This is a genomic window from Sphingobium fuliginis (assembly GCF_015074805.1).
Classification (GTDB): Bacteria; Pseudomonadota; Alphaproteobacteria; order Sphingomonadales; family Sphingomonadaceae; genus Sphingobium; species Sphingobium fuliginis.
In genome coordinates this window covers 770,351-790,000 of the sequence record NZ_CP060036.1, presented here as the reverse complement: position 1 = coordinate 790,000, position 19,650 = coordinate 770,351, and the positions used below count along the sequence as shown (strand labels likewise).

At 64.9% G+C, this 19,650-nt stretch carries 14 protein-coding genes and 2 rRNA genes; 7 read left to right on the top strand and 9 right to left on the bottom strand.

The genetic code is table 11. The annotated features are described in order from the left end of the window. Window positions 1–43 precede the first annotated feature (43 nt). Window positions 44–2,838 (top strand): 23S ribosomal RNA (locus tag H5V43_RS19720). Window positions 2,839–3,002: 164 nt separating this feature from the next. Next, window positions 3,003–3,117, top strand: a 5S ribosomal RNA gene (rrf, locus tag H5V43_RS19715). 118 nt (window positions 3,118–3,235) lie between these two features. On the opposite strand, the gene H5V43_RS19710 is transcribed toward rrf, so the two are convergent. Further along, the gene (locus H5V43_RS19710) at window positions 3,236–3,526 is read right to left on the bottom strand and encodes a hypothetical protein (protein ID WP_025549820.1); all 291 of its coding nucleotides are present in this window, start codon (window positions 3,524–3,526) and stop codon (window positions 3,236–3,238) included. A gap of 214 nt (window positions 3,527–3,740) precedes the next feature. On the opposite strand from H5V43_RS19710, the gene H5V43_RS19705 reads away from it, so the two are divergent. Further along, window positions 3,741–5,636 (top strand): potassium transporter Kup, encoded by a 1,896-nt coding sequence (locus tag H5V43_RS19705; protein ID WP_025549819.1) that lies wholly within the window; start codon window positions 3,741–3,743, stop codon window positions 5,634–5,636. 134 nt (window positions 5,637–5,770) lie between these two features. Here H5V43_RS19705 and H5V43_RS19700 read toward each other — a convergent pair whose 3' ends face one another. Genes H5V43_RS19700 through H5V43_RS19675 form a run of 6 tightly spaced genes read right to left on the bottom strand, consistent with a single transcriptional unit; the run spans window position 5,771 to window position 13,593 of the window. Beyond that, complete coding sequence (locus H5V43_RS19700) at window positions 5,771–6,481, bottom strand: response regulator (RefSeq protein ID WP_025549818.1); 711 nt, start codon at window positions 6,479–6,481, stop codon at window positions 5,771–5,773. After that, window positions 6,478–9,138, bottom strand: a complete 2,661-nt coding sequence (locus H5V43_RS19695) for a sensor histidine kinase (RefSeq protein ID WP_137708898.1) — start codon at window positions 9,136–9,138, stop codon at window positions 6,478–6,480. Before H5V43_RS19695 ends, H5V43_RS19700 begins: the two co-directional genes overlap by 4 nt. Continuing rightward, a complete protein-coding gene (gene kdpC / locus H5V43_RS19690) occupies window positions 9,135–9,719 on the bottom strand; it encodes a potassium-transporting ATPase subunit KdpC (RefSeq protein WP_193666827.1) in 585 nt (194 codons plus the stop codon). The genes H5V43_RS19695 and kdpC overlap by 4 nt, the downstream gene beginning before the upstream one ends. Before the next feature lie 23 nt (window positions 9,720–9,742). Beyond that, window positions 9,743–11,773, bottom strand: coding sequence for a potassium-transporting ATPase subunit KdpB (kdpB, locus tag H5V43_RS19685; RefSeq protein WP_025549817.1), 2,031 nt, complete (start codon window positions 11,771–11,773; stop codon window positions 9,743–9,745). Window positions 11,774–11,786: 13 nt separating this feature from the next. Next, a complete protein-coding gene (gene kdpA / locus H5V43_RS19680) occupies window positions 11,787–13,490 on the bottom strand; it encodes a potassium-transporting ATPase subunit KdpA (RefSeq protein ID WP_044660621.1) in 1,704 nt (567 codons plus the stop codon). A gap of 13 nt (window positions 13,491–13,503) precedes the next feature. Further along, window positions 13,504–13,593: a potassium-transporting ATPase subunit F gene (locus tag H5V43_RS19675; RefSeq protein WP_037483019.1), complete on the bottom strand. Its 90-nt coding sequence runs from the start codon at window positions 13,591–13,593 to the stop codon at window positions 13,504–13,506. A gap of 420 nt (window positions 13,594–14,013) precedes the next feature. Between H5V43_RS19675 and pncB the strand changes: the two genes are divergently transcribed. The 3 genes from pncB (at window position 14,014) to H5V43_RS19660 (ending at window position 17,594) form a co-directional block, all read left to right on the top strand. Continuing rightward, window positions 14,014–15,318 (top strand): nicotinate phosphoribosyltransferase, encoded by a 1,305-nt coding sequence (pncB, locus tag H5V43_RS19670; protein ID WP_044660622.1) that lies wholly within the window; start codon window positions 14,014–14,016, stop codon window positions 15,316–15,318. Between the two features lie 81 nt (window positions 15,319–15,399). Then, on the top strand, window positions 15,400–16,464 hold the full coding sequence (locus tag H5V43_RS19665; RefSeq protein WP_025549815.1) for a type III polyketide synthase: 1,065 nt from the start codon (window positions 15,400–15,402) through the stop codon (window positions 16,462–16,464). Further along, window positions 16,461–17,594 (top strand): NAD(P)/FAD-dependent oxidoreductase, encoded by a 1,134-nt coding sequence (locus tag H5V43_RS19660; protein WP_193666826.1) that lies wholly within the window; start codon window positions 16,461–16,463, stop codon window positions 17,592–17,594. Before H5V43_RS19665 ends, H5V43_RS19660 begins: the two co-directional genes overlap by 4 nt. Here the strand turns inward: H5V43_RS19660 and H5V43_RS19655 are convergent. Further along, the gene (locus H5V43_RS19655; protein ID WP_025549814.1) at window positions 17,524–18,222 is read right to left on the bottom strand and encodes a methyltransferase domain-containing protein; all 699 of its coding nucleotides are present in this window, start codon (window positions 18,220–18,222) and stop codon (window positions 17,524–17,526) included. The two genes, H5V43_RS19660 and H5V43_RS19655, sit on opposite strands and share 71 nt — an antisense overlap. A 59-nt stretch (window positions 18,223–18,281) precedes the next feature. Here H5V43_RS19655 and H5V43_RS19650 point away from each other — a divergent pair, with 59 nt between their 5' ends. Next, a complete protein-coding gene (locus tag H5V43_RS19650) occupies window positions 18,282–18,683 on the top strand; it encodes a DUF2147 domain-containing protein (protein ID WP_044662863.1) in 402 nt (133 codons plus the stop codon). A 47-nt stretch (window positions 18,684–18,730) separates the two neighbouring features. On the opposite strand, the gene H5V43_RS19645 is transcribed toward H5V43_RS19650, so the two are convergent. Further along, the gene (locus tag H5V43_RS19645) at window positions 18,731–19,588 is read right to left on the bottom strand and encodes a class I SAM-dependent methyltransferase (protein WP_025549812.1); all 858 of its coding nucleotides are present in this window, start codon (window positions 19,586–19,588) and stop codon (window positions 18,731–18,733) included. Window positions 19,589–19,650 lie beyond the last annotated feature (62 nt).

Genomic DNA, 19,650 nt, shown 5'->3' with positions numbered 1-19,650 from the left:
ATGCGGCGCTATCTCCAGTGCTGTCATTGGTGGTGTGGACTCTCAAGCGTGAGGTAAGGGCATCTGGTGAATGCCTTGGCATGTACAGGCGATGAAGGACGTGGCACGCTGCGATAAGCGTGGGGGAGCTGTGAGCAAGCTTTGATCCCGCGATTTCCGAATGGGACAACCCACCTTCACCATTTAAGGCTGCACCCGAGCGATCGGGCACAGCGTTAAATGGGAGAGGTATCACTAAGCTGAATAAAATAGGCTTTGGTGAAGCGAACCCGGAGAACTGAAACATCTCAGTACCCGGAGGAAAAGACATCAACCGAGATTCCGTTAGTAGTGGCGAGCGAACGCGGACCAGGCCAGCGCCTGGTGTTTAGTTAACAGAAGCCTCTGGAAAGTGGCGCCATAGCGGGTGACAGCCCCGTATGTGAAAACGAAACATCAGGACTTGAGTAGGGCGGAGCACGTGAAACTCTGTCTGAACATGGGGGGACCACCCTCCAAGCCTAAATACTCGTACATGACCGATAGCGAACCAGTACCGTGAGGGAAAGGTGAAAAGCACCCCGATGAGGGGAGTGAAACAGTACCTGAAACCGGATGCCTACAAGCAGTGGGAGGGTCCTTGAGACCTGACCGCGTACCTCTTGCATAATGGGTCTGTGACTTAGTGTATCGAGCAAGCTTAAGCCGTTAGGTGTAGGCGCAGCGAAAGCGAGTCTGAACAGGGCGTTTGAGTTCGATGCATTAGACCCGAAACCCGGCGATCTAGGCATGACCAGGCTGAAGGTGCGGTAACACGCACTGGAGGGCCGAACCGTTTAATGTTGAAAAATTATCGGATGAGTTGTGTTTAGGGGTGAAAGGCCAATCAAGCCGGGAAATAGCTGGTTCTCCGCGAAATCTATTGAGGTAGAGCGTCGGATGATTGCCGTTGGGGGTAGAGCACTGGATGGTTGCGGGGGTCGCGAGATCTACCAATACTAACCAAACTCCGAATACCAACGAGTCTAGTCCGGCAGACAGACGGCGGGTGCTAAGGTCCGTCGTCAAAAGGGAAACAGCCCTAACCTACAGCTAAGGTCCCCAAGTCACGTCTAAGTGGGAAAGCATGTGGGATTTCCAAAACAACCAGGAGGTTGGCTTAGAAGCAGCCATCCTTTAAAGAAAGCGTAACAGCTCACTGGTCTAAACAAGAGATCCTGCGGCGAAGATGTAACGGGGCTCAAGACGTGCACCGAAGCTTAGGGTTCAGTCTTTTGACTGAGCGGTAGCGGAGCGTTCCGTAGGCCGTTGAAGCGGGAGGGTAACCGACCGTGGAGGTATCGGAAGTGCGAATGCAGACATGAGTAGCGATTAACAGTGTGAGATGCACTGTCGCCGAAATTCCAAGGGTTCCTGCTTAAAGCTAATCTGAGCAGGGTAAGCCGGCCCCTAAGACGAGCCCGAAGGGGGTAGTCGATGGGAACCACGTTAATATTCGTGGGCCTGGTGGTGTGTGACGGATGGCGTAACTTGTTCGGCCTTATTGGATTGGTCCGGGCAGGGAAGTTGTCCCAGGAAATAGCCCCACCGTATAGACCGTACCCTAAACCGACACAGGTGGAATGGTAGAGTATACCAAGGCGTTTGAGAGAAGTATCCTGAAGGAACTCGGCAAATTGCCTCCGTACCTTCGGAAGAAGGAGGCCCCACATATGCGCAAGCACTTGTGGGGGGCACAGGCCAGGGGGTAGCGACTGTTTAGCAAAAACACAGGGCTCTGCTAAGTCGGCTTCAAGACGACGTATAGGGCCTGACGCCTGCCCGGTGCCTGAAGGTTAAGAGGAGGAGTGCAAGCTCTGAATTGAAGCCCAGGTAAACGGCGGCCGTAACTATAACGGTCCTAAGGTAGCGAAATTCCTTGTCGGGTAAGTTCCGACCTGCACGAATGGCGTAACGACTTCCCCACTGTCTCCAGGATATGCTCAGCGAAATTGAATTCTCCGTGAAGATGCGGAGTACCCGCGGTTAGACGGAAAGACCCCGTGCACCTTTACTGCAGCTTCAGAGTGGCATTAGGAAAGAACTGTGTAGCATAGGTGGGAGGCTTTGAAGCCGGGACGCCAGTTCCGGTGGAGCCATAGGTGAAATACCACCCTGTTGTTTTCTGATGTCTAACCTCGCACCGTTATCCGGTGCAGGGACCCTCTGTGGCGGGTAGTTTGACTGGGGCGGTCGCCTCCTAAAGAGTAACGGAGGCGCGCGATGGTGGGCTCAGGACGGTTGGAAACCGTCTGTTAGAGTGCAATGGCATAAGCCCGCCTGACTGCGAGACTGACAAGTCGAGCAGAGACGAAAGTCGGTCATAGTGATCCGGTGGTCCCTCGTGGAAGGGCCATCGCTCAACGGATAAAAGGTACGCCGGGGATAACAGGCTGATGATTCCCAAGAGCTCATATCGACGGAATCGTTTGGCACCTCGATGTCGGCTCATCACATCCTGGGGCTGGAGCAGGTCCCAAGGGTTTGGCTGTTCGCCAATTAAAGTGGTACGTGAGCTGGGTTCAGAACGTCGCGAGACAGTTTGGTCCCTATCTGCCGTGGGCGTCGAAATTTGAGAGGAGTTGACCCTAGTACGAGAGGACCGGGTTGAACATGCCTCTGGTGTACCTGTCGTCCTGCCAAGGGCGCAGCAGGGTAGCTATGCATGGACGGGATAACCGCTGAAAGCATCTAAGCGGGAAGCCTCCCTCAAGATAAGATTTCTTCGAGCGGTCGTAGACCACGACCTTGATAGGCCGGATGTAGAAGTGTGGTAACATATGGAGCTAACCGGTCCTAATTGCTCTGATCGCGCCTGAGAGTCCCACCATCAATGACAACACTGGATAAAACCAGCGTCTGCCATCGAGCGTGGTGATCAACCTCATGCCAGATAAACAAACCAACTCATTTGATGACGCGTTTCTCAACCGAAACGCACAAGTGCACGGCACCGATTAAAACCCGAAGCGCAAGCTCTATTGCTTGGTGACCATAGCGTCTGTGACCCACCCGATCCCTTCCCGAACTCGGACGTGAAACCAGTCTGCGCCGATGGTACTGTGGCTCAAGCCCCGGAAGAGTAGGGCGTCGCCAGGCATTATAGCTCGCGCTTCACATTAACCCATTCGCAATCTCCTGCGCCTAGGCGCAATGCCCCCCCAAGCGCAGCCCCTCAGGCGCTGGCAACCGGCAAACCACCAGCCCAAATCATACCTCAAACCCACCCTCCAAACCTGGGTAAATCACCCATGGCGCTGGACCAACGCGCTGAAAGCTCTACCGGCTGCCAAAGACGCGCGCCCATCATCGTCAGGGCCGCACCCGCGCTTGCGCTTAGAAACAGCAGCGCGGCCAGCGCAAATTCCGGCATGGTCATGTCCGCTGCCGGATTCTCCATGACCAGCCTGCGCAGCAGCCCGCCTTCTGGCCAGGTGGAGATCAACAGGATCAGGCCCGCCAACCTCAACCCGATCCTGGCCACCAGATGTTCATGCCAGTCCGACATTTGCCGCATTCTCCTTCCCGGAGAATGTTCAATTGCGCATTCCCGCATAGCTTATCGAGAGCGAGAACCGATCGTCCGCGTTGAAATTTCATAGGATTCGGGGGAGTTTTCCGGCATTCCTATGCGAATCCTATGCCGATCGCATAAAGCCCCACTGGAAATATAATGCGGCTTCATGCGATGGGCGGCCCGGCAACAGCGAGTGACGGTACGGATGACGGATCGAGCGGGCGAGGGGGTGGGCCATAGCCATCCGCAGGGGAAGTTGTCGCTTCTGGCATTGGGGGCGCTGGGCGTGGTGTTCGGGGATATCGGTACCTCGCCGCTCTATGCCCTGAAGGAGAGCTTCGTCGGCCACCATCCGCTGGCGGTCGATCCTGCCCATATCTATGGCGTCTTGTCGCTGGTCTTCTGGACCATGACGCTCATCGTCACGGTCAAATATGTGTTCATCATCATGCGCGCCGACAATCATGGCGAAGGCGGCAGCATGGCGTTGCTCGCCCTGATCTCCCGCAAGCTGGGGGAGAGCCGATGGACGCCGACCATCGCCATATTGGGCGTTCTGGCGGCAGCGCTATTCTATGGCGACGCGATCATAACCCCCGCCGTATCCGTGCTCTCGGCCGTGGAAGGGCTGGAGACGGTGAATGACGGATTTGCGCCCTTCGTCCTTCCCATCGCCATCGTCATTCTGATCGGGCTGTTCCTGATCCAGAAACATGGCACCGCCCGGGTGGGCGCGCTGTTCGGGCCCATCATGGCGGTTTATTTCCTGGTGCTGGCGGCGCTCGGCATCCTCAACATCGTGCGCCATCCGGGGATTGTCGCCATCGTCAACCCTATGTGGGCCATCCATTTCTTCGCGCTCGATGCGAAGCTCGCCTTCCTGGCGCTGGGTTCGGTCGTACTGGCGGTGACGGGGGCGGAGGCGCTCTATGCCGATATGGGCCATTTCGGGCGCAAGGCGATCAGCATAGCTTGGCTCTACGCCGCCTTTCCCTGCCTGCTGCTCAATTATATGGGCCAGGGCGCTCTGCTGCTGGACCTGCCTGAGGCGGCGGAGAACCCCTTCTTCCTGCTCGCGCCGGAATGGGCGCGGCTGCCGCTGGTCATATTGGCCACGCTCGCCACGGTGATCGCCAGCCAGGCGGTGATTTCCGGCGCTTTTTCCGTGACGCAGCAGGCGGTGCAACTCGGCTTCCTGCCGCGCCTCAAGATCGCGCATACCAGCGCTTCGGCGGCGGGGCAGATCTATGTGCCGCTGGTCAACTGGGCGCTGCTGTTCCTGGTCGTGCTGCTGGTTCTGGGCTTCCAGTCGTCGAGCAACCTGGCCGCCGCCTATGGGATTGCCGTCACGGGGACCATGGTCATCACCACCTGCATGATGGCGGTGCTGACCTTCAGCGTATGGCGCTGGAACAGGCTGCTCGCCGCTGGCGTGACGGGGCTGTTCCTCACTGTGGACGGCGCCTATTTCCTGTCCAACGCGACGAAGATTCCCGATGGCGGCTGGTTCCCGTTGCTGGTGGCGGCGGTGGTGTTCATCATCCTGACGACCTGGTCGACCGGGCGGAAGATCATGAACTTCTATCTGCTGGAAGGAGCGATGGAGGTCGAACTGTTCATCCAGTCCGTCTCCGGCTCCCTGAAGCGGGTGCCGGGCACGGCGATCTTCCTCAATTCCCGTGTGGAGGGCGTGCCGCCGGCGCTGCTGCACAATGTGAAGCATAACAAGATATTGCACGAGCGGGTGATCATCCTGACCGTGCGGACTGAGGGCGTGCCTCATCTGCCGCTCACCGGCCGTTCCGAAGTGACGGAACTGGGGGCAGGCTTCTACCGCGTGGTGCTGCGCCACGGCTTCATGGAGGAAGTCGACATTCCCGCCGCGATGAAAGCGGTCCAGGGCTGCGGCGGCCCCATCAATGTCAGCCAGACCAGCTATTTCCTCAGCCGCCAGACTTTGATCCCGTCGGAAAAGCCCGGCATGGCGATCTGGCGGGAAAAGCTGTTCGCCTGGATGATGCGCAATGCCGTGACGCCCATGGATTTCTTCAAGCTGCCGACGAACCGGGTGGTGGAACTGGGGTCGCAGGTCGAAATCTGATTCCCCTTCATTTTTCAACTTCACCCCGTCATTCCCGAAGGCGGGAACCCATCCCCCGGACGTGCCGCCAGGGGCTTCTTATGGAGGGTGGATTTCCGCTCCGTGGCGATGATGACTAGAGGGAGGAGGGGGGCTCAACCCCCATCCGCTTCCTTCAACCGGTAGCCGATCCCCAGTTCGTTCGCGATGATGCGGGGCCGCTGCGGGTCGTCCTCCAACTTCTGCCGCAGGGTTCGCACCAGCACGCGCAGATATTCGACATGATGCGCATGCTCGTTGGGCCAGACCTGCGCCATGATCTGCTGATGGGTGATCACCCGCCCCGGATATTTCGCCAGTTGCGCCAGCACGCCATATTCCTTCGGCGTCAGATGCACTTCCTGTCCGCCCCTTGTCACGATCCGCGCCATCAGGTCGATCGCCACATCCCCTGCGCGGACCATCGAAACGCCGCCATCCTTGGTCATGCGGTTGCGCAGCGCCACGCGCACGCGGGCAAGCATCTCGTCGGTATCGAAGGGCTTGGTCAGATAATCGTCCGCGCCCAGGTCCAGTGCGGCGACCTTCTGCTCGGTCGCGTCGCGCGCCGATATGACGATCAGGCTGGCGTCCGAATCCCGTTTGATGAGCGGCACCAGCTCCAGCCCGTCGCGGTCGGGCAGGCCAAGGTCGAGCAGGCAGATGTCGGGTCGCTCCTCCCGCAACTTGTCCAGCGCCTCGCGCGCATTGGCGGCCTCCACCGTCGCATGGTCGGCGCGGGTCAGCGCCGCGTGGATCAGGCGACGGATTTGCGGTTCGTCATCGATGATCAGCACCTTGTGGCGACCGGATGAACGGGTGGTCATGACATGTCCTCGTCAGCAAGCGGAGACAGGATCGAGGCCTGCGGAAAGCGCAGGGTGAAGCAGGCGCCGGGCGGATCGGCCCGGTTGGCGGCCGATACGCCAAGCCCCATCGCCTCGGCAAAGCCCTTGACGATGGCAAGGCCAAGGCCGGTGCCATGCTTCGCCCGGTCCGACCCCTCCATGCGGGTGAAGGTGTCGAAGACGCGCGCCTCGCTCCCCGGCGGGATGCCCGGTCCCTGATCGATCACCGACAGGGTGATCGCGTCGGGCAGCCGCTGGCCCTGGATGGTCACGGGCGTATCCGGATCGGCATAGCGCCCCGCATTGTCGAGCAGGTTGATGAGGATATGGTGCAGCAGCGTCGAATCGACCCGCACCAGCGGAATATCGGGCAATATGTCGACCTTCACCTCATGCCGGCCAAGCGACTGGCGCGTATCGTGGATGGCGCCCGCCACCGCGTCAAACAGGTCCACGGGCTCCAGCTTCAGCGGCAGGGCGCCCGCCTCCACCCGCGCCATGTCCAGCAGATTGGCGACGAAGCGGGTCAGCCGCAACGCCTCCGCCTCCACCGTGTCGGCAAGGTCGCAGGGGTGCTGGCGCTTCAGTTCATGCGCGGCGGAGATGATGGTGGTGAGCGGCGTGCGCAGGTCGTGCCCGACCGAGGAGAGCAGGGCGGAACGCAGCCGGTCGCGCTCGCGGATCTGGCGGGCGTCCAGCATCTCCTCCTCCAGCGCCATGCGGTCGAAGGCGATGGACGCCTGGTCGAGCAGGCTCATGAGCAGCGGCAACTGGTCGGACCGCAACGGCTCCCCCGCATCCTCCCGCGCCAGTCCCAGCACGCCCAGCACGCCGCGCGTCGTGCGCAGCGGGTGGAACAGCCAGTCCGACGCCGTCAATGTGGAGGAACCGCGCCCGGCGGGCTGCTCATTGTCCATCGCCCATTGGGCGGCGGCCTTCTCTATCTGCTCCAGCCGGTCCTCCGGCGGCACGGCGGCGCGCAGTTGCGGACCGTCGGGGGATGGGAGGAGGAGGACGGTGCGCACGTCGAACATTCGCCCCACTTCGGCGCAGATGGCATGCATCAGCTCGTCCTGGCTGGCCGCCGCGGTCAGTTGCCGGGAAAATCCCGCCAGCGCCGCATTCTGCCGGGCGCTGCCATGGGCCAGGTCCGCCTGGGCGCGGACGCGGGCGGCGAACTGGCTGGTGACGATGGCGACGCCCAGCAGGACGAGGATGGAGATGACATTTTCCGGATTGCTGACGGTCAGCGTGCCGGTGGGCGGCAGGAAGAAGAAATTATAGGCGAGGCTGGAAAGCAGACCCGCGAACAGCCCGGCGCGCAGGCCGAAGCTGGCGGCGGCGAACATCACCGGCACCAGATAGAGCAGGGCGATATTGCCGAGCGCGATGGTCTGGACCAGCAGCCGCCCTATGGCGGTCATCAGCGCGATCATCGCCGTGGACCAGAGATAGTCGGCGGGCTTGCCCCATGGCCCCATGCGGGCGGTCCGGCGGGGCGGCGCGAACCGGTCGCCCGGCAGGACGTGGATGGCGACGTCTTCCATGGCGCGGACCAGACGGTCGACCACCGACCCGTGCCGCAGTTCGAACCACCAGCTTCGGCTCGCCTTGCCGATCACGATCTGGGTGGCGCGGGCGTCCGCCGCATATTGGCGCAGCCCCGCCACGACGCTGGGGGCGGGGATGGTCGCGGTCGTTCCGCCCAGGCGCGATGCGAGCGCCATGGTGTCGGCCAGATGGCCGCGCTCCTCCGCCGTGAAGGCCAGGCTGCGCTGCGTTTCGATATGCACGGCGGTCCAGGGCGCCTTCAGTGCGTCGGCCAGCCGCTTGGCGGCGCGGACCAGCCCCTGCGCGCTCGGCAGTTCGCTGATGGCGACGACGACCCGCTCGCCCGCCGCGAAGCTGCCTGCCAGCGCATGGGCGCGCACATAGTCCAGCATCTGCGCGTCCACCGCCTGCGCGGCGCGGCGCAACGCCATCTCGCGCAGCGCGGTCAGATTGGACTTGGAGAAGAAATGGTTGAGCGCCCGGCTGGCCTCCGCCGGGATATAGACCTTGCCCTCCTTCAACCGATCGATCAGCTCGTCGGGCGGAATGTCGACCACCTCGATCTCCGCCGTTTCGAGGATGGAATCCGGCACCGTCTCGCGCACCCGGACGCGGGTGAAGGAGGCGACGACGTCGTTCAGGCTTTCGACATGCTGGATATTCACGGTCGAATAGACGTCGATCCCGGCGTCGAGCAGCTCCTCCACATCCTGATAGCGTTTCGGATGGCGGCTGCCCGGCGCGTTGCTGTGGGCGAGTTCGTCCACCAGCACCAGCCCGGGGCGGCGGACGAGGATCGCGTCCAGATCCATCTCGCCCAGGCTATGGCCCTGATGATCGACTGCGCGCCGGGAAATGACCTCATGGCCGTGGAGCAGCGCTTCCGTCTCCCGCCGGCCATGGGTCTCGACCACGCCCACCGCCACGTCGACGCCGGCCTTCAGGCGCTGCATGCCGTCGATCAGCATCTCATAGGTCTTGCCGACGCCCGGCGCCGCGCCGAGGAATATCTTCAGACGCCCGCGGCCTTCCCGCGCCGCCTGACGCAGATAGGCTTCTGGATCGCGGCGGTCCGGTTCGCTCATCCCGCCTGATTAGCGCCGATGCCATCCAGCCGTCGATTGATTTCGAGGACATTGACCCGCGCTTCCCCCAGAAAGCCCAGAAGCGGTCGCTCTATGCTCCGGTCGACCAGCGCGCGAACCTGGCCCGGCTCCAGACCGCGCGCCTTCGCCACCCGCCCGACCTGAAAAAAGGCCGCATCGGGGCTGATATGGGGGTCCAGCCCCGATGCGGAGGTTGTCACCAGATCGGACGGAACGGGACGACCGGGTGAGTGCAGGGCCTGAATGTCGCGCGCGACGCGGTCGGCCAGCGCCCTGCTGGCGGGCCCCAGGTTGGAACCGGAGGAGGCGAGCCCGTCATAGCCCTTGCCCGCCGCCGACGGACGGGAATGGAAATAGCGGTCGCTGGCGAAATTCTGGCCGATCAGCGTGGAGCCCACCGGTCTGCCGCTCTGCCTGATCAGGCTGCCATTGGCCTGGAACGGGAAAAGCGCCTGCCCGATGCCGGTCAGCGCCAGCGGATAGGCGATGCCCAGCAGAAACGCGAAGAGCAGCGTCATCGCGAGCGCGGGTCGAAGGGAGGTTTTAAGGTCGGTGAACATTCTGCTATCCTTTCCGCCGTCCGTCACGCCAGACCCAGTCCATTCACGGCAAGGTCGATCAGCTTGATGCCCGCGAACGGCGCGACCAGCCCGCCCAGCCCATAGATGGCGAGGTTCCGCGCCAGCAGAGGCCCGGCGCCGATGGGCCGGTAGGTCACGCCCCTCAGGGCCAGCGGCACCAGGCAGGGAATGATCAGCGCGTTGAAGATGATCGCGGACAGGATCGCGCTTTCCGGGCTGGCAAGGCCCATGATGTTCAGCACCCCCAGCCCCGGATAGAGCGCCACGAACATGGCGGGGATGATCGCGAAATATTTGGCGACGTCGTTGGCGACGGAAAAGGTGGTCAGCGCGCCGCGCGTCATCAGCAATTGCTTGCCCAGGCCCACCACCTCGATCAGCTTGGTCGGATCGCTGTCGAGGTCGACCATATTGCCCGCCTCCCGCGCGGCCTGGGTGCCGGTGTTCATGGCGACGCCGACATCCGCCTGCGCCAGCGCCGGGGCGTCATTGGTGCCGTCGCCGCACATCGCGACCAGCCGGCCGCCCTCCTGCTCCTTGCGGATCAGGGCCAGCTTGTCCTCCGGCGTGGCCTGGGCGAGGAAGTCGTCCACCCCCGCCTCCGCCGCGATGGAGGCGGCGGTAAGGGGATTGTCGCCGGTGATCATCACCGTGCGGATGCCCATCTGCCGCAGTTCCCCGAAGCGTTCGCGAATGCCCGCCTTGACGATGTCCTTGAGGAAGATCGCGCCAAGCAGCCTCCCATCCTTCGCCACTGCCAGAGGCGTGCCGCCCGCGCGGCCGATCTCGTCGGTGATGCGGCGCAGTTCCTGGGTTGCGGCTTCCCTGTCTAGGGCGGGATTGGCCCGCAGGATGCTGTCCACCGCCCCCTTGTGGATGGTCGAACCGGCCAGCGTTACGCCGGAAATGCGGGTCTGTGCCGTGAAGGGAACGACCACCGCGCCTTCGGGCAGCGCATCCGCGCTCTGCCCGAACTTCTCCCGCGCCAGCAGGACAATGGAGCGGCCCTCCGGCGTTTCGTCGGCCAGGCTGGCGAGCAGCGCCGCTTCCGCCAACTCGGCCGGGGACGTTCCGCCGACGGGGCGGAACTCGGTCGCCTGACGGTCGCCGACGGTGATGGTGCCGGTCTTGTCGAGCAGCAGCGTGTCTATGTCCCCCGCCGCTTCCACCGCTCTGCCCGATTTGGCCAGCACGTTGAAGCGCACCAGCCGGTCCATGCCCGCGATGCCGATGGCGGAGAGGAGGGCGGCGATGGTCGTGGGAATCAGCGTGATCAGCAAGGCGGCGAGGATCGCCACCGGCACGGCGCCCCCGGCATAGCTGGCAAAGCCCGGAATCGTGCCCACGGCGATCAGGAAGATGATGGTCAGGCCGACCAGCAGCAGCGTCAGCGCAATCTCATTGGGCGTCTTCTGCCGTTCGGCGCCCTCCACCAGCGCGATCATGCGGTCCAGAAAGCCCTGTCCCGGATTGACCGTCACCCGCACCCGAATCCGGTCGGAAATGACGCGCGTGCCCGCCGTCACCGCGCTGCGGTCGCCGCCCGCCTCCCGGATCACCGGCGCGGATTCGCCGGTAATGGCGGCCTCGTTGACCGAAGCGACGCCGGCGACCACCTCTCCGTCGGATGGGATGAGGTCGCCGGTTTCGACCAGCACGACATCGCCCATCCTGAGCGCGCTCGCCGGGACGGTCTCGACCGCGTCGCCCTTCAGCCGCCTGGCCGTCAGTTCCGCCTTGGTCGCGCGCAGCGAAGCGGCCTGCGCCTTGCCCCGTCCTTCGGCCAGCGCCTCGGCAAAGGTGCCGAACAGAACCGTCAGCCACAGCCAGGCCACCAGTTGCAGCTTGAAGCCAGGGGCAAGATGATCCTGCCCCACGGCCAGCAACAGCGTCAGCAGCACCGCCACGGCGGCGGTCGTGAACATCACCGGGTTGCGGATCAGGTCCCTGGGGTTCAGCTTGCGGAAAGCGTCGCCCATCGCGGGCAGGATGAGGTCGGCGGTGAAGAGCGATCGGGTTTCGGACCGGGGCATGGGCTTGTGATCCTTAGAAGAGCTGGCCACGGACCATCGCGAGATGATCGGCCATGGGGCCAAGGGCAAGGCCGGGGAGGAAGGTGAGGCCGCCGACGATCAGCACGATGCCGACCAGCAGCCCGGTCCACAGCGGCCCCGTGGTGGGGAAGCTGCCCGCGGTTTCCGGCGTGTACTTCTTCGCCGCCAGTCCGCCGGCTATGGCCAGCATGGGTATGATGATGAAGAAGCGGCCGATCCACATCGCCACGCCCAGCAGGCCGTTGTAGAAGGGGGTGTTGGCGGTCAGTCCGGCAAAGGCCGATCCGTTGTTGGCGACCGCGCTGGTGAAGGCGTAGAGGATCTCGCTGAACCCGTGCGGTCCCTTGTTGAGCGGGCCGGCAAGGCCCGCCGGCAACACGCTCGCGATCGCGGTGAAGCCCAGTATCGCCATCGGCAGCACGGCGATGGCGAGGACGGCGAGCTTCACCTCCCGGCTCTCGATCTTCTTGCCGACATATTCCGGCGTGCGGCCGACCATCAGCCCCGCCACGAACACGGCGAGGATGGCGAACAGCAGGAAGCCGTATATGCCCGCGCCGACGCCGCCGACCACCACTTCCCCCAATTGCATGTTGAACAGGGGGACGAGGCCGCCGATGGCGGTGAAGCTGTCATGCATGGCGTTGACCGCGCCGCAGCTCGCCGCCGTGGTGATGACGGAGAAGAGGGCGGAGGCGGCGATGCCGAAACGCACCTCCTTCCCCTCCATGTTGCCGCCGGGAACGCCCAGATGATGGAGGACCGGATTGCCGGCCGCCTCCTGCCAACAGGTGATCGCGACGCCGGCAAGGAACAGGACCATCATCGCAGCGAGGATGGCCCATCCCTGCCGCACATTGCCCACCGCCTTGCCGAAGCTGTGGGTGAGGCCGGCGCCGATGGCGAAGATCGACAGCATCTGCACGAAATTGGTGAGCGCCGTCGGATTTTCGAACGGGTGGGCGCTGTTCGCGTTGAAGAAGCCGCCGCCGTTGGTGCCCAGCATCTTGATCGCCTCCTGACCCGCGACCGGTCCCAGGGCGAGCGTCTGCTTCGCGCCTTCCAGCGTCGTGACCTCGACCGGTCCCGCCAGCGTCTGCGGCACGCCGCTCGCCATGTAGAAGATCGCGAGGAGGACGCAGAGCGGCAGCAGCAGATAGAGCGTCACCCGCACCATATCGGCCCAGAAATTGCCGATGGTCGCGCTGCTGCGCCGGGCAAATCCCCGGAACAGCGCAAAAGCGAGCGCAATGCCCGTCGCCGCGGAAAGGAAATTATGGATGGTGAGCGCCAGCATCTGGCTGAGGTTCGACATGGTCGATTCCCCGGCATAGCTCTGCCAGTTGGTGTTCGAGGTGAAGCTGATCGCGCTGTTGAAGGCGAGATGCCCGCTCACCGCGCCCAGATGCTGCGGGTTGAGCGGCAGCACCGCCTGCATCCGCAGCAGCGCATAGGTGAGGAGCAGCAGCGCCGTGTTGAAGACCAGCATATGCACCGCATAGCGGCGCCAGCCCTGTTCCTCCCGCGGATCGATGCCGGAAAGGCGGTAGAAGCCGCGCTCCACAGGGCCGAGCAGGCCGTGAAGCGGCGTGCGGCGTCCTTCGTAAAGCGCGAACAGCCAGAGGCCGACCGGCTTCACGAGGATCAGCAACAGGCCGACAAAGGCCGCGATCAGCAGCCATCCCTGAAAGGTCATGGAACGCGCCTCCCTAAAAGCGTTCGGGCCGCGCCAGCACGGCGACCAGATAGAGGAGGAGGCCGATGGCGGTGAATGCGGCGAGCCAGAGGTCGATGGTCATGGCGCCCGCCCTCACGCCCGCCCGCACAGCGCGGCATAGCCGAGGCTGGCGGCGAGAAGGATCAGGATCAAGCCGATCCAGAGCATGTCTTGCATAAGGAAACTCCCGCAGCCGAAGCTGTCGCGCGGGGTGCGGGACGGGCCATCGTCTGCCGCCGCTCAATTAGGACAGGGCGGCGTTTGAAATCGAGAGAGGGGAAAAGGGCAGGGCATAGAAATTGCGTATGAAAATGGCGCGCGGCGCGGGTTCCGGCCATCATGGCCGCAGGACACGGCCGGCCGGGTCACGGATGGACGAGGACGGCGCCGTCTTTGCAGATGAAGGGGAACGGGATCATATCCGGTTCGATTGGCGACGATGGCTGACAGTCGCGCCTGTCGCGCATAGACTGGGGCCGGTCACGGGCTGAACGGAATTTCGATGGTTTACACCGACATCGCCAACCGCACCTATAATCATAATTGGCGGCTGGACCCCATTGTCCGCAGCCTGCTGGACACGGATTTCTACAAGCTGCTGATGCTCCAGATGATCCGTCACCTCTACCCGGATGTGCAGGCGACCTTCAAACTGATCAACCGCACGCAATCCGTGCGTCTGGCCGAGGTCATCGACGAGGGCGAATTGCGCGCGCAGCTCGACCATGCCCGGTCCGTGCGCTTCGGGAAGAAGGAACTGATCTGGCTGGCGGGCAACAGCTTTTATGGCGAGCGGCAGATGTTCAGCCCGGATTTCATCGCGTGGCTGGCCGATTTCCGCCTGCCCGACTATGACCTGCGCAAGGTCGACGGCCAATATGAACTGTGCTTCCACGGCCCCTGGACCCACAGCAGCATGTGGGAAATCCCGGCGCTGGCGATCATCAACGAATTGCGATCCCGCGCGGCGATGAAGGGACGGGGGCGGTTCGAACTGGACGTGCTCTACGCCCGCGCCAAGGCGAAGCTGTGGGAGAAGGTGGAGCGGCTGGCGCAACTGCCCGACCTCGTCATATCCGACTTCGGCACGCGGCGGCGGCACGGCTTCCTCTGGCAGCGCTGGTGCGTGGAGGCGCTGAAGGAACGGCTGGGCCGCCGGTTCATCGGATCGTCCAATGTGCTGCTGGCGATGGACGCCGATCTGGAGGCCATCGGCACCAACGCCCATGAGCTGCCGATGGTGCTGGCCGCCCTGGCCGAGGGGGATGAGGGGCTGGCCGCCGCCCCCTATCGCGTGCTGGAGGATTGGCGCAATCATTATGCCGGCAACCTGCTGGTCGTGCTGCCCGATGCCTTCGGCACGGCGGCGTTCCTGCGCCATGCGCCGGACTGGGTGGCGGACTGGACGGGTTTCCGCCCCGACAGCGCGCCGCCGATCGAGGGGGGCGAGCGGATCATCCGCTGGTGGAGGGAAAAGGGACGCGATCCGCGGTCGAAGCTGCTGATCTTCTCCGACGGCATGGATGTCGACAGCATCAAGGCGACCTACCGGCATTTTGCCGGGCGGGTGCGGATGAGCTTTGGCTGGGGCACCAACCTCACCAATGATTTCAGGGATTGCGCGCCCTTTGCCACGACCGGGCTCGATCCGATCTCGCTGGTGTGCAAGGTGGTGGAGGCCAATGGCCGCCCGGCGGTCAAGCTGTCCGACAACCCCGCCAAGGCGACAGGCGAGCCGGAGGAGATCGCCCGATATTTGCAGGTTTTCGGGGGAGAGGGACGTCTGGAGAAGGAAGTGGAGGTCTAAGGGCGGCAGGGGCCAGGCTGCCGCGATTGATCCTTTCCCCCCACCCGGACGTTCCACGAAGACAGGAGCCATGACGACCCGATGACCGATACGCGCGCTCGCATCAACGCCATCGGGTGCGCCGTCCCCGCGCTGGACATGCATGCACCCTTCATTCGCTGGGCGACCGGCCAACTGGACGATCCGCGCGAGCGCCGGCTGTTCCAGCGCATGGCGGAGCGGTCCGGCATCGGGCATCGCTGGTGCGTGCTGCCGCCGACCGCCGAGGGCGGATCGCCGGTCGATCCCGGCGGCTTCTACGCGGGCGAAATGCCGCCGACCTCGCTGCGCATGCGCTGCTATGCCGATCATGCGCCCCGCCTGGCGATGGAGGCGATCGCGCGGTTGAGGGCGCAGGTGCCGCTCGACCGGATCAGCCATCTGGTGGTGGCGAGCTGCACCGGCTTCGTCGCCCCCGGCATCGACCAGATCATTGCCGAACGGCTGGGGCTGGAGGGGGTCGAGCGCACATTGGTCGGCTTCATGGGCTGCTATGCGGCGGTCGCGGCGTTGCGGACGGCGCGGCACATCGTCCGGTCGGAACCCGATGCGCGGGTGCTGGTGGTGACGGTCGAACTGTCTTCCCTGCATTTCCAGCCGGAATGGCAGATCGAGCGGCTGCTGATGATGCTCCAGTTCGCGGACGGCGCGGCCGCCGCTCTGGTGACGGGGGAGGACGCCGGCGTCGCGATCGACCGGCCCTTCTCGCTCAACCTCGCGGATTCGGCGGAACTGATCCGCTGGGACATAGGGGATAGCGGCTTTGTCATGCACCTGTCCGGAGAGGTGCCGGGGCGCATCCTGACGGCGCTGGGCGATCCCTCGGTGCGCCGCCGCCTGTGGGGAAGCGACGATATGGCCGGGATAGACCGATGGGCGGTGCACGCAGGCGGCCGGTCGATCCTGGACGCGGTGGAGCAGGGACTGGACCTTAGCCGCGATGCCCTGGCGCCGTCGCGGAGCGTGCTGGCGCGGTTCGGCAACATGTCCTCCTCCACCCTGATGTTCATCCTGCACGACATGCTGGCGGACGCGGGGCGGGGGGTGGCGCTGGCCTTCGGACCGGGACTGGCGGCCGAAGGATTCCGTTTCGAAGGGCTGGCATGACGGCGCGCCTGCCCGCTCTGGTCGTCGGTGGCGGACCGGCGGGCGCGGCGGCGGCGATCGCCCTGGCTCGGGCGGGGGCGCAGGTGCATCTCCTCGACCGCCGGAGCGGCCCGCATGATGGCGTGTGCGGCGGCTTCCTCGGCTGGGATGCGCTGGCGGCACTGGGCGATCTGGGTGTCGACGCGGTCGCGCTGGGCGCGCGGCCGATCCGGCGGTTGCGGCTGGTGGCGGACGGCCGGCATCTGGAACTGCCGCTGCCCCATGTCGCGGCGGGGCTGTCGCGGCGGACGCTGGACGAAGCGCTGATCGCGCGCGCGGCGCGGGCGGGAGCCGTCGTCCAGCGGGGCCGGGCGGTGCGCGCCGCCGACCCCGCAGCGCGTTCGATCCGGTTCGACGATGGCGGGCAGTTGGCCGGCGATGCGCTGTTCCTGGCGACGGGCAAGCATGAATTGCGCGGGCTGGCCCGCGATCTCACCGGCCGTCGGGAACCGCCCTGCGTCGGGTTTCGCGCGACCCTGCCCGGCAGCGCGGACCTGACGGGCGTGATCGAGATGCACCTGTTCGACGGCGGCTACGCCGGCCTGCTGTTGCAGGAGGATGGCACCGCCAATCTCTGCCTTTCCGTTGCGCGGGACCGGCTGTCGGATGGCGCGCCCGCGCTGATGCAGGCGATCATGGCGGAGGCGCCCCATCTGGCCCGCCGCATGGCTGGAAACATGCCGCCCTCTTTTGAAGCGATTGCCGGCGTGCCCTATGGCTGGCGCGCGGCGGCGAGCGTTCCGGGACTCTTCCGCATCGGGGATCAGGGCGCGGTGATCGCTTCCCTGGCCGGCGACGGCATCGCCATCGCGCTCCACAGCGGGACCAGCGCCGCGCAGGCCTATCTGCGGGGTGGAGCGCAGGCGGCGATGGGCTGGCAGGACCAGTGGCGCCGCCGCAGCCGGCGGCCGCTGGCGATTGCCGAAGCCTTGCGCCACGGGGCGGCGGGACCATGGGGACGCGGGCTGCTGATGCGGCTGCTGGGCCTGATGCCGGGGCTGGGCGTTCAGGCCGCGCTGCTCACCCGCATATCCGCTCCACGCACAGGCGGAAGGAAAAGCGCCGCACGATCCGCACATCGTCCAGGCTGATGCCCGCCTGGGGCAACAGCTCCGCCCAGTCGCCGGGGCGGAAGGACCGGGCAATGGACAGCCGGCCATCCTCCCGCACGATGCGGTGGACGCGCAGCAGGCGGGCGAGCAGCGGAAAGCCCCAATGGGCAAATCCATGCCGGTGCAGGTCGCAGATCAGCCACCCCATCCGCGCCTCCGCCTCCATATGGCGCAGGAAGGTCATCAGTTGCGCATCCGTCATATGGTGCGTCACCTGGCTGGAGATGATGAAGTCGAACTGCTCCGGCTGGTCCAGATAGTCGCCGGCCCGATAGTCGATGGCAAGTTCGGGCGGAGTCGCGTGGCGGGCCGCGGCAAGGCTCTTTTCATTGAGGTCGACGCCGATCAGCTCGGCCTCTATCCCGCGCTTCCGGGCCCAGCGGGCGACCGCGCGCAGGACGTCGCCGTCTCCGAAACCGACATCGAGCAGGCGGAAATGCCGGGCCGGACCGACCGCGCGGTTGAGGAAGGCGATGGTGGGCCAGGCAGTGAAGGTCCAGCGGTTCACGCGGGCGAGGTCGTGCAGCACCCGCTCATAGACGGCGGGGTCCAGGTCTGGCGCGTCCATCTGCTCTTCCTGCCGCGAACGGATCGAAAGGTCGGCCATATGCCCTCTCTTCTTCTCCGGCATCATAGCATATCTTCATGGGCATGGAGGTGCATGCCATGGGATATTTCACCGCGCTCCTGATCATGGCGGCGGCGGCCTCGCCGCCGTCCGTCGAGGGCCGTTGGCTGACCGAGGACCGGAAGGGCGTGGTGCAGATCGCGCCGTGCGGCGGGCAGATGTGCGGTCGGATCGCGCAAGTGCTGGACAAGGGACCGGGCGTGCCGGCGACCGATGTCAACAATCCCGACCCCAAGTTGCGCGGGCAGCCGATATTGGGCCTGCTCACCCTTTGGGGTTTCCGCCGCGACGGCGCGATCTGGAAGGGCGGCCGCGCCTATGACCCGAAATCGGGGCGAAGCTACCGCGCGACATTGGGATTGAACGCGGACGGATCGCTCAGGCTGACGGGATGCGTGCTGTTCCTGTGCCAGTCGCAGCGCTGGACCCGGCTGCGCTAGAGCACGCTGCGCTAAATCGGACGCAGGTCGCCATGGGCTGAATCCCCTCACACCCTAGGACCGGCGCTGTCCTTCTCCCACAGGAAGATGCCGTAGCGCATCGCGCCGGTGCGCAGCGCCAGGATCAGGCGCGGCAGGCTGAGGATGAAGTCGCGGTTCCGGGTCCGGGGATTGAGCGCAAGGCTCCGCAGGGCCGGGTCGCGGATCATGGCCACCGCCAGCCGACGCAGGCAGATCGTCCAGGTGCGGCGGACGCGGACGCTGGCATCCTCATGGTCGCGCAGCGCGAACCCCGCTTGGGCGGCCAGCGCCTCATAATCCGCCCGGCTGCCCATGCCGGGAAGCCGCCCCTCCCGGCAAATGGGTCGCAGCAGGTGGCGGACTTCCCATGGCCGCGCGCCTTCGCCCTCCAGCCAGGCGCAGACGACCAGCCGCCCGCCGGGCCGCAGCACCCGTGCCGCTTCCGTGAAGAAGCGGGCCTTGTCGACCATATGTTCGGAACTTTCGATCGCATAGGCGCCGTCGAAACCCGCATCGGGCAGATCATTGTGCAGCCAGTCCCGACGCAGGCAGGTGAAGCGGGACAGCGCACGCGCGCCTGCCACCTTCTCCTGCGCGGAGGAGAGGGTGAGGCCCGTGACATGGACGTCGTGCCGGGCGACGATCCGGGCGGCGGTGGCGCCATAGCCGCATCCTATGTCGCACAGCCTCTGTCCTGGTTCCGGCGCAAGCCGCGCCTCCACCTCCTCGACGAGCGCTTCGGCCGCTTCGGCGGGGCTCTCGCTCCCCCTCCGCCAATAGCCATGATGCACATGCTCGCCCCAGATCCGCCGGTAGGCGAGGTCCAGTTCGTCATAATGAACGGCGACGCCCGCCGCGGTAGAGGGCATATCCGGCACGATCATGCCGCCTATATCCCTTGCCCGGCGGGCAGGCGCAACGAATTTTCAGGGCAGGGCCCCCGCCT

Excerpts from the sequence above, each read along its gene's own strand:
- H5V43_RS19710 (WP_025549820.1), bottom strand. The coding sequence starts at position 3,526 with ATGTCGGACTGGCATGAACATCTGGTGGCCAGGATCGGGTTGAGGTTG.
- H5V43_RS19705 (WP_025549819.1), top strand. The coding sequence starts at position 3,741 with ATGACGGATCGAGCGGGCGAGGGGGTGGGCCATAGCCATCCGCAGGGG.
- H5V43_RS19700 (WP_025549818.1), bottom strand. The coding sequence starts at position 6,481 with ATGACCACCCGTTCATCCGGTCGCCACAAGGTGCTGATCATCGATGAC.
- H5V43_RS19695 (WP_137708898.1), bottom strand. The coding sequence starts at position 9,138 with ATGAGCGAACCGGACCGCCGCGATCCAGAAGCCTATCTGCGTCAGGCG.
- kdpC (WP_193666827.1), bottom strand. The coding sequence starts at position 9,719 with ATGTTCACCGACCTTAAAACCTCCCTTCGACCCGCGCTCGCGATGACG.
- kdpB (WP_025549817.1), bottom strand. The coding sequence starts at position 11,773 with ATGCCCCGGTCCGAAACCCGATCGCTCTTCACCGCCGACCTCATCCTG.
- kdpA (WP_044660621.1), bottom strand. The coding sequence starts at position 13,490 with ATGACCTTTCAGGGATGGCTGCTGATCGCGGCCTTTGTCGGCCTGTTG.
- H5V43_RS19675 (WP_037483019.1), bottom strand. The coding sequence starts at position 13,593 with ATGACCATCGACCTCTGGCTCGCCGCATTCACCGCCATCGGCCTCCTC.
- pncB (WP_044660622.1), top strand. The coding sequence starts at position 14,014 with ATGGTTTACACCGACATCGCCAACCGCACCTATAATCATAATTGGCGG.
- H5V43_RS19665 (WP_025549815.1), top strand. The coding sequence starts at position 15,400 with ATGACCGATACGCGCGCTCGCATCAACGCCATCGGGTGCGCCGTCCCC.
- H5V43_RS19660 (WP_193666826.1), top strand. The coding sequence starts at position 16,461 with ATGACGGCGCGCCTGCCCGCTCTGGTCGTCGGTGGCGGACCGGCGGGC.
- H5V43_RS19655 (WP_025549814.1), bottom strand. The coding sequence starts at position 18,222 with ATGGCCGACCTTTCGATCCGTTCGCGGCAGGAAGAGCAGATGGACGCG.
- H5V43_RS19650 (WP_044662863.1), top strand. The coding sequence starts at position 18,282 with ATGGGATATTTCACCGCGCTCCTGATCATGGCGGCGGCGGCCTCGCCG.
- H5V43_RS19645 (WP_025549812.1), bottom strand. The coding sequence starts at position 19,588 with ATGATCGTGCCGGATATGCCCTCTACCGCGGCGGGCGTCGCCGTTCAT.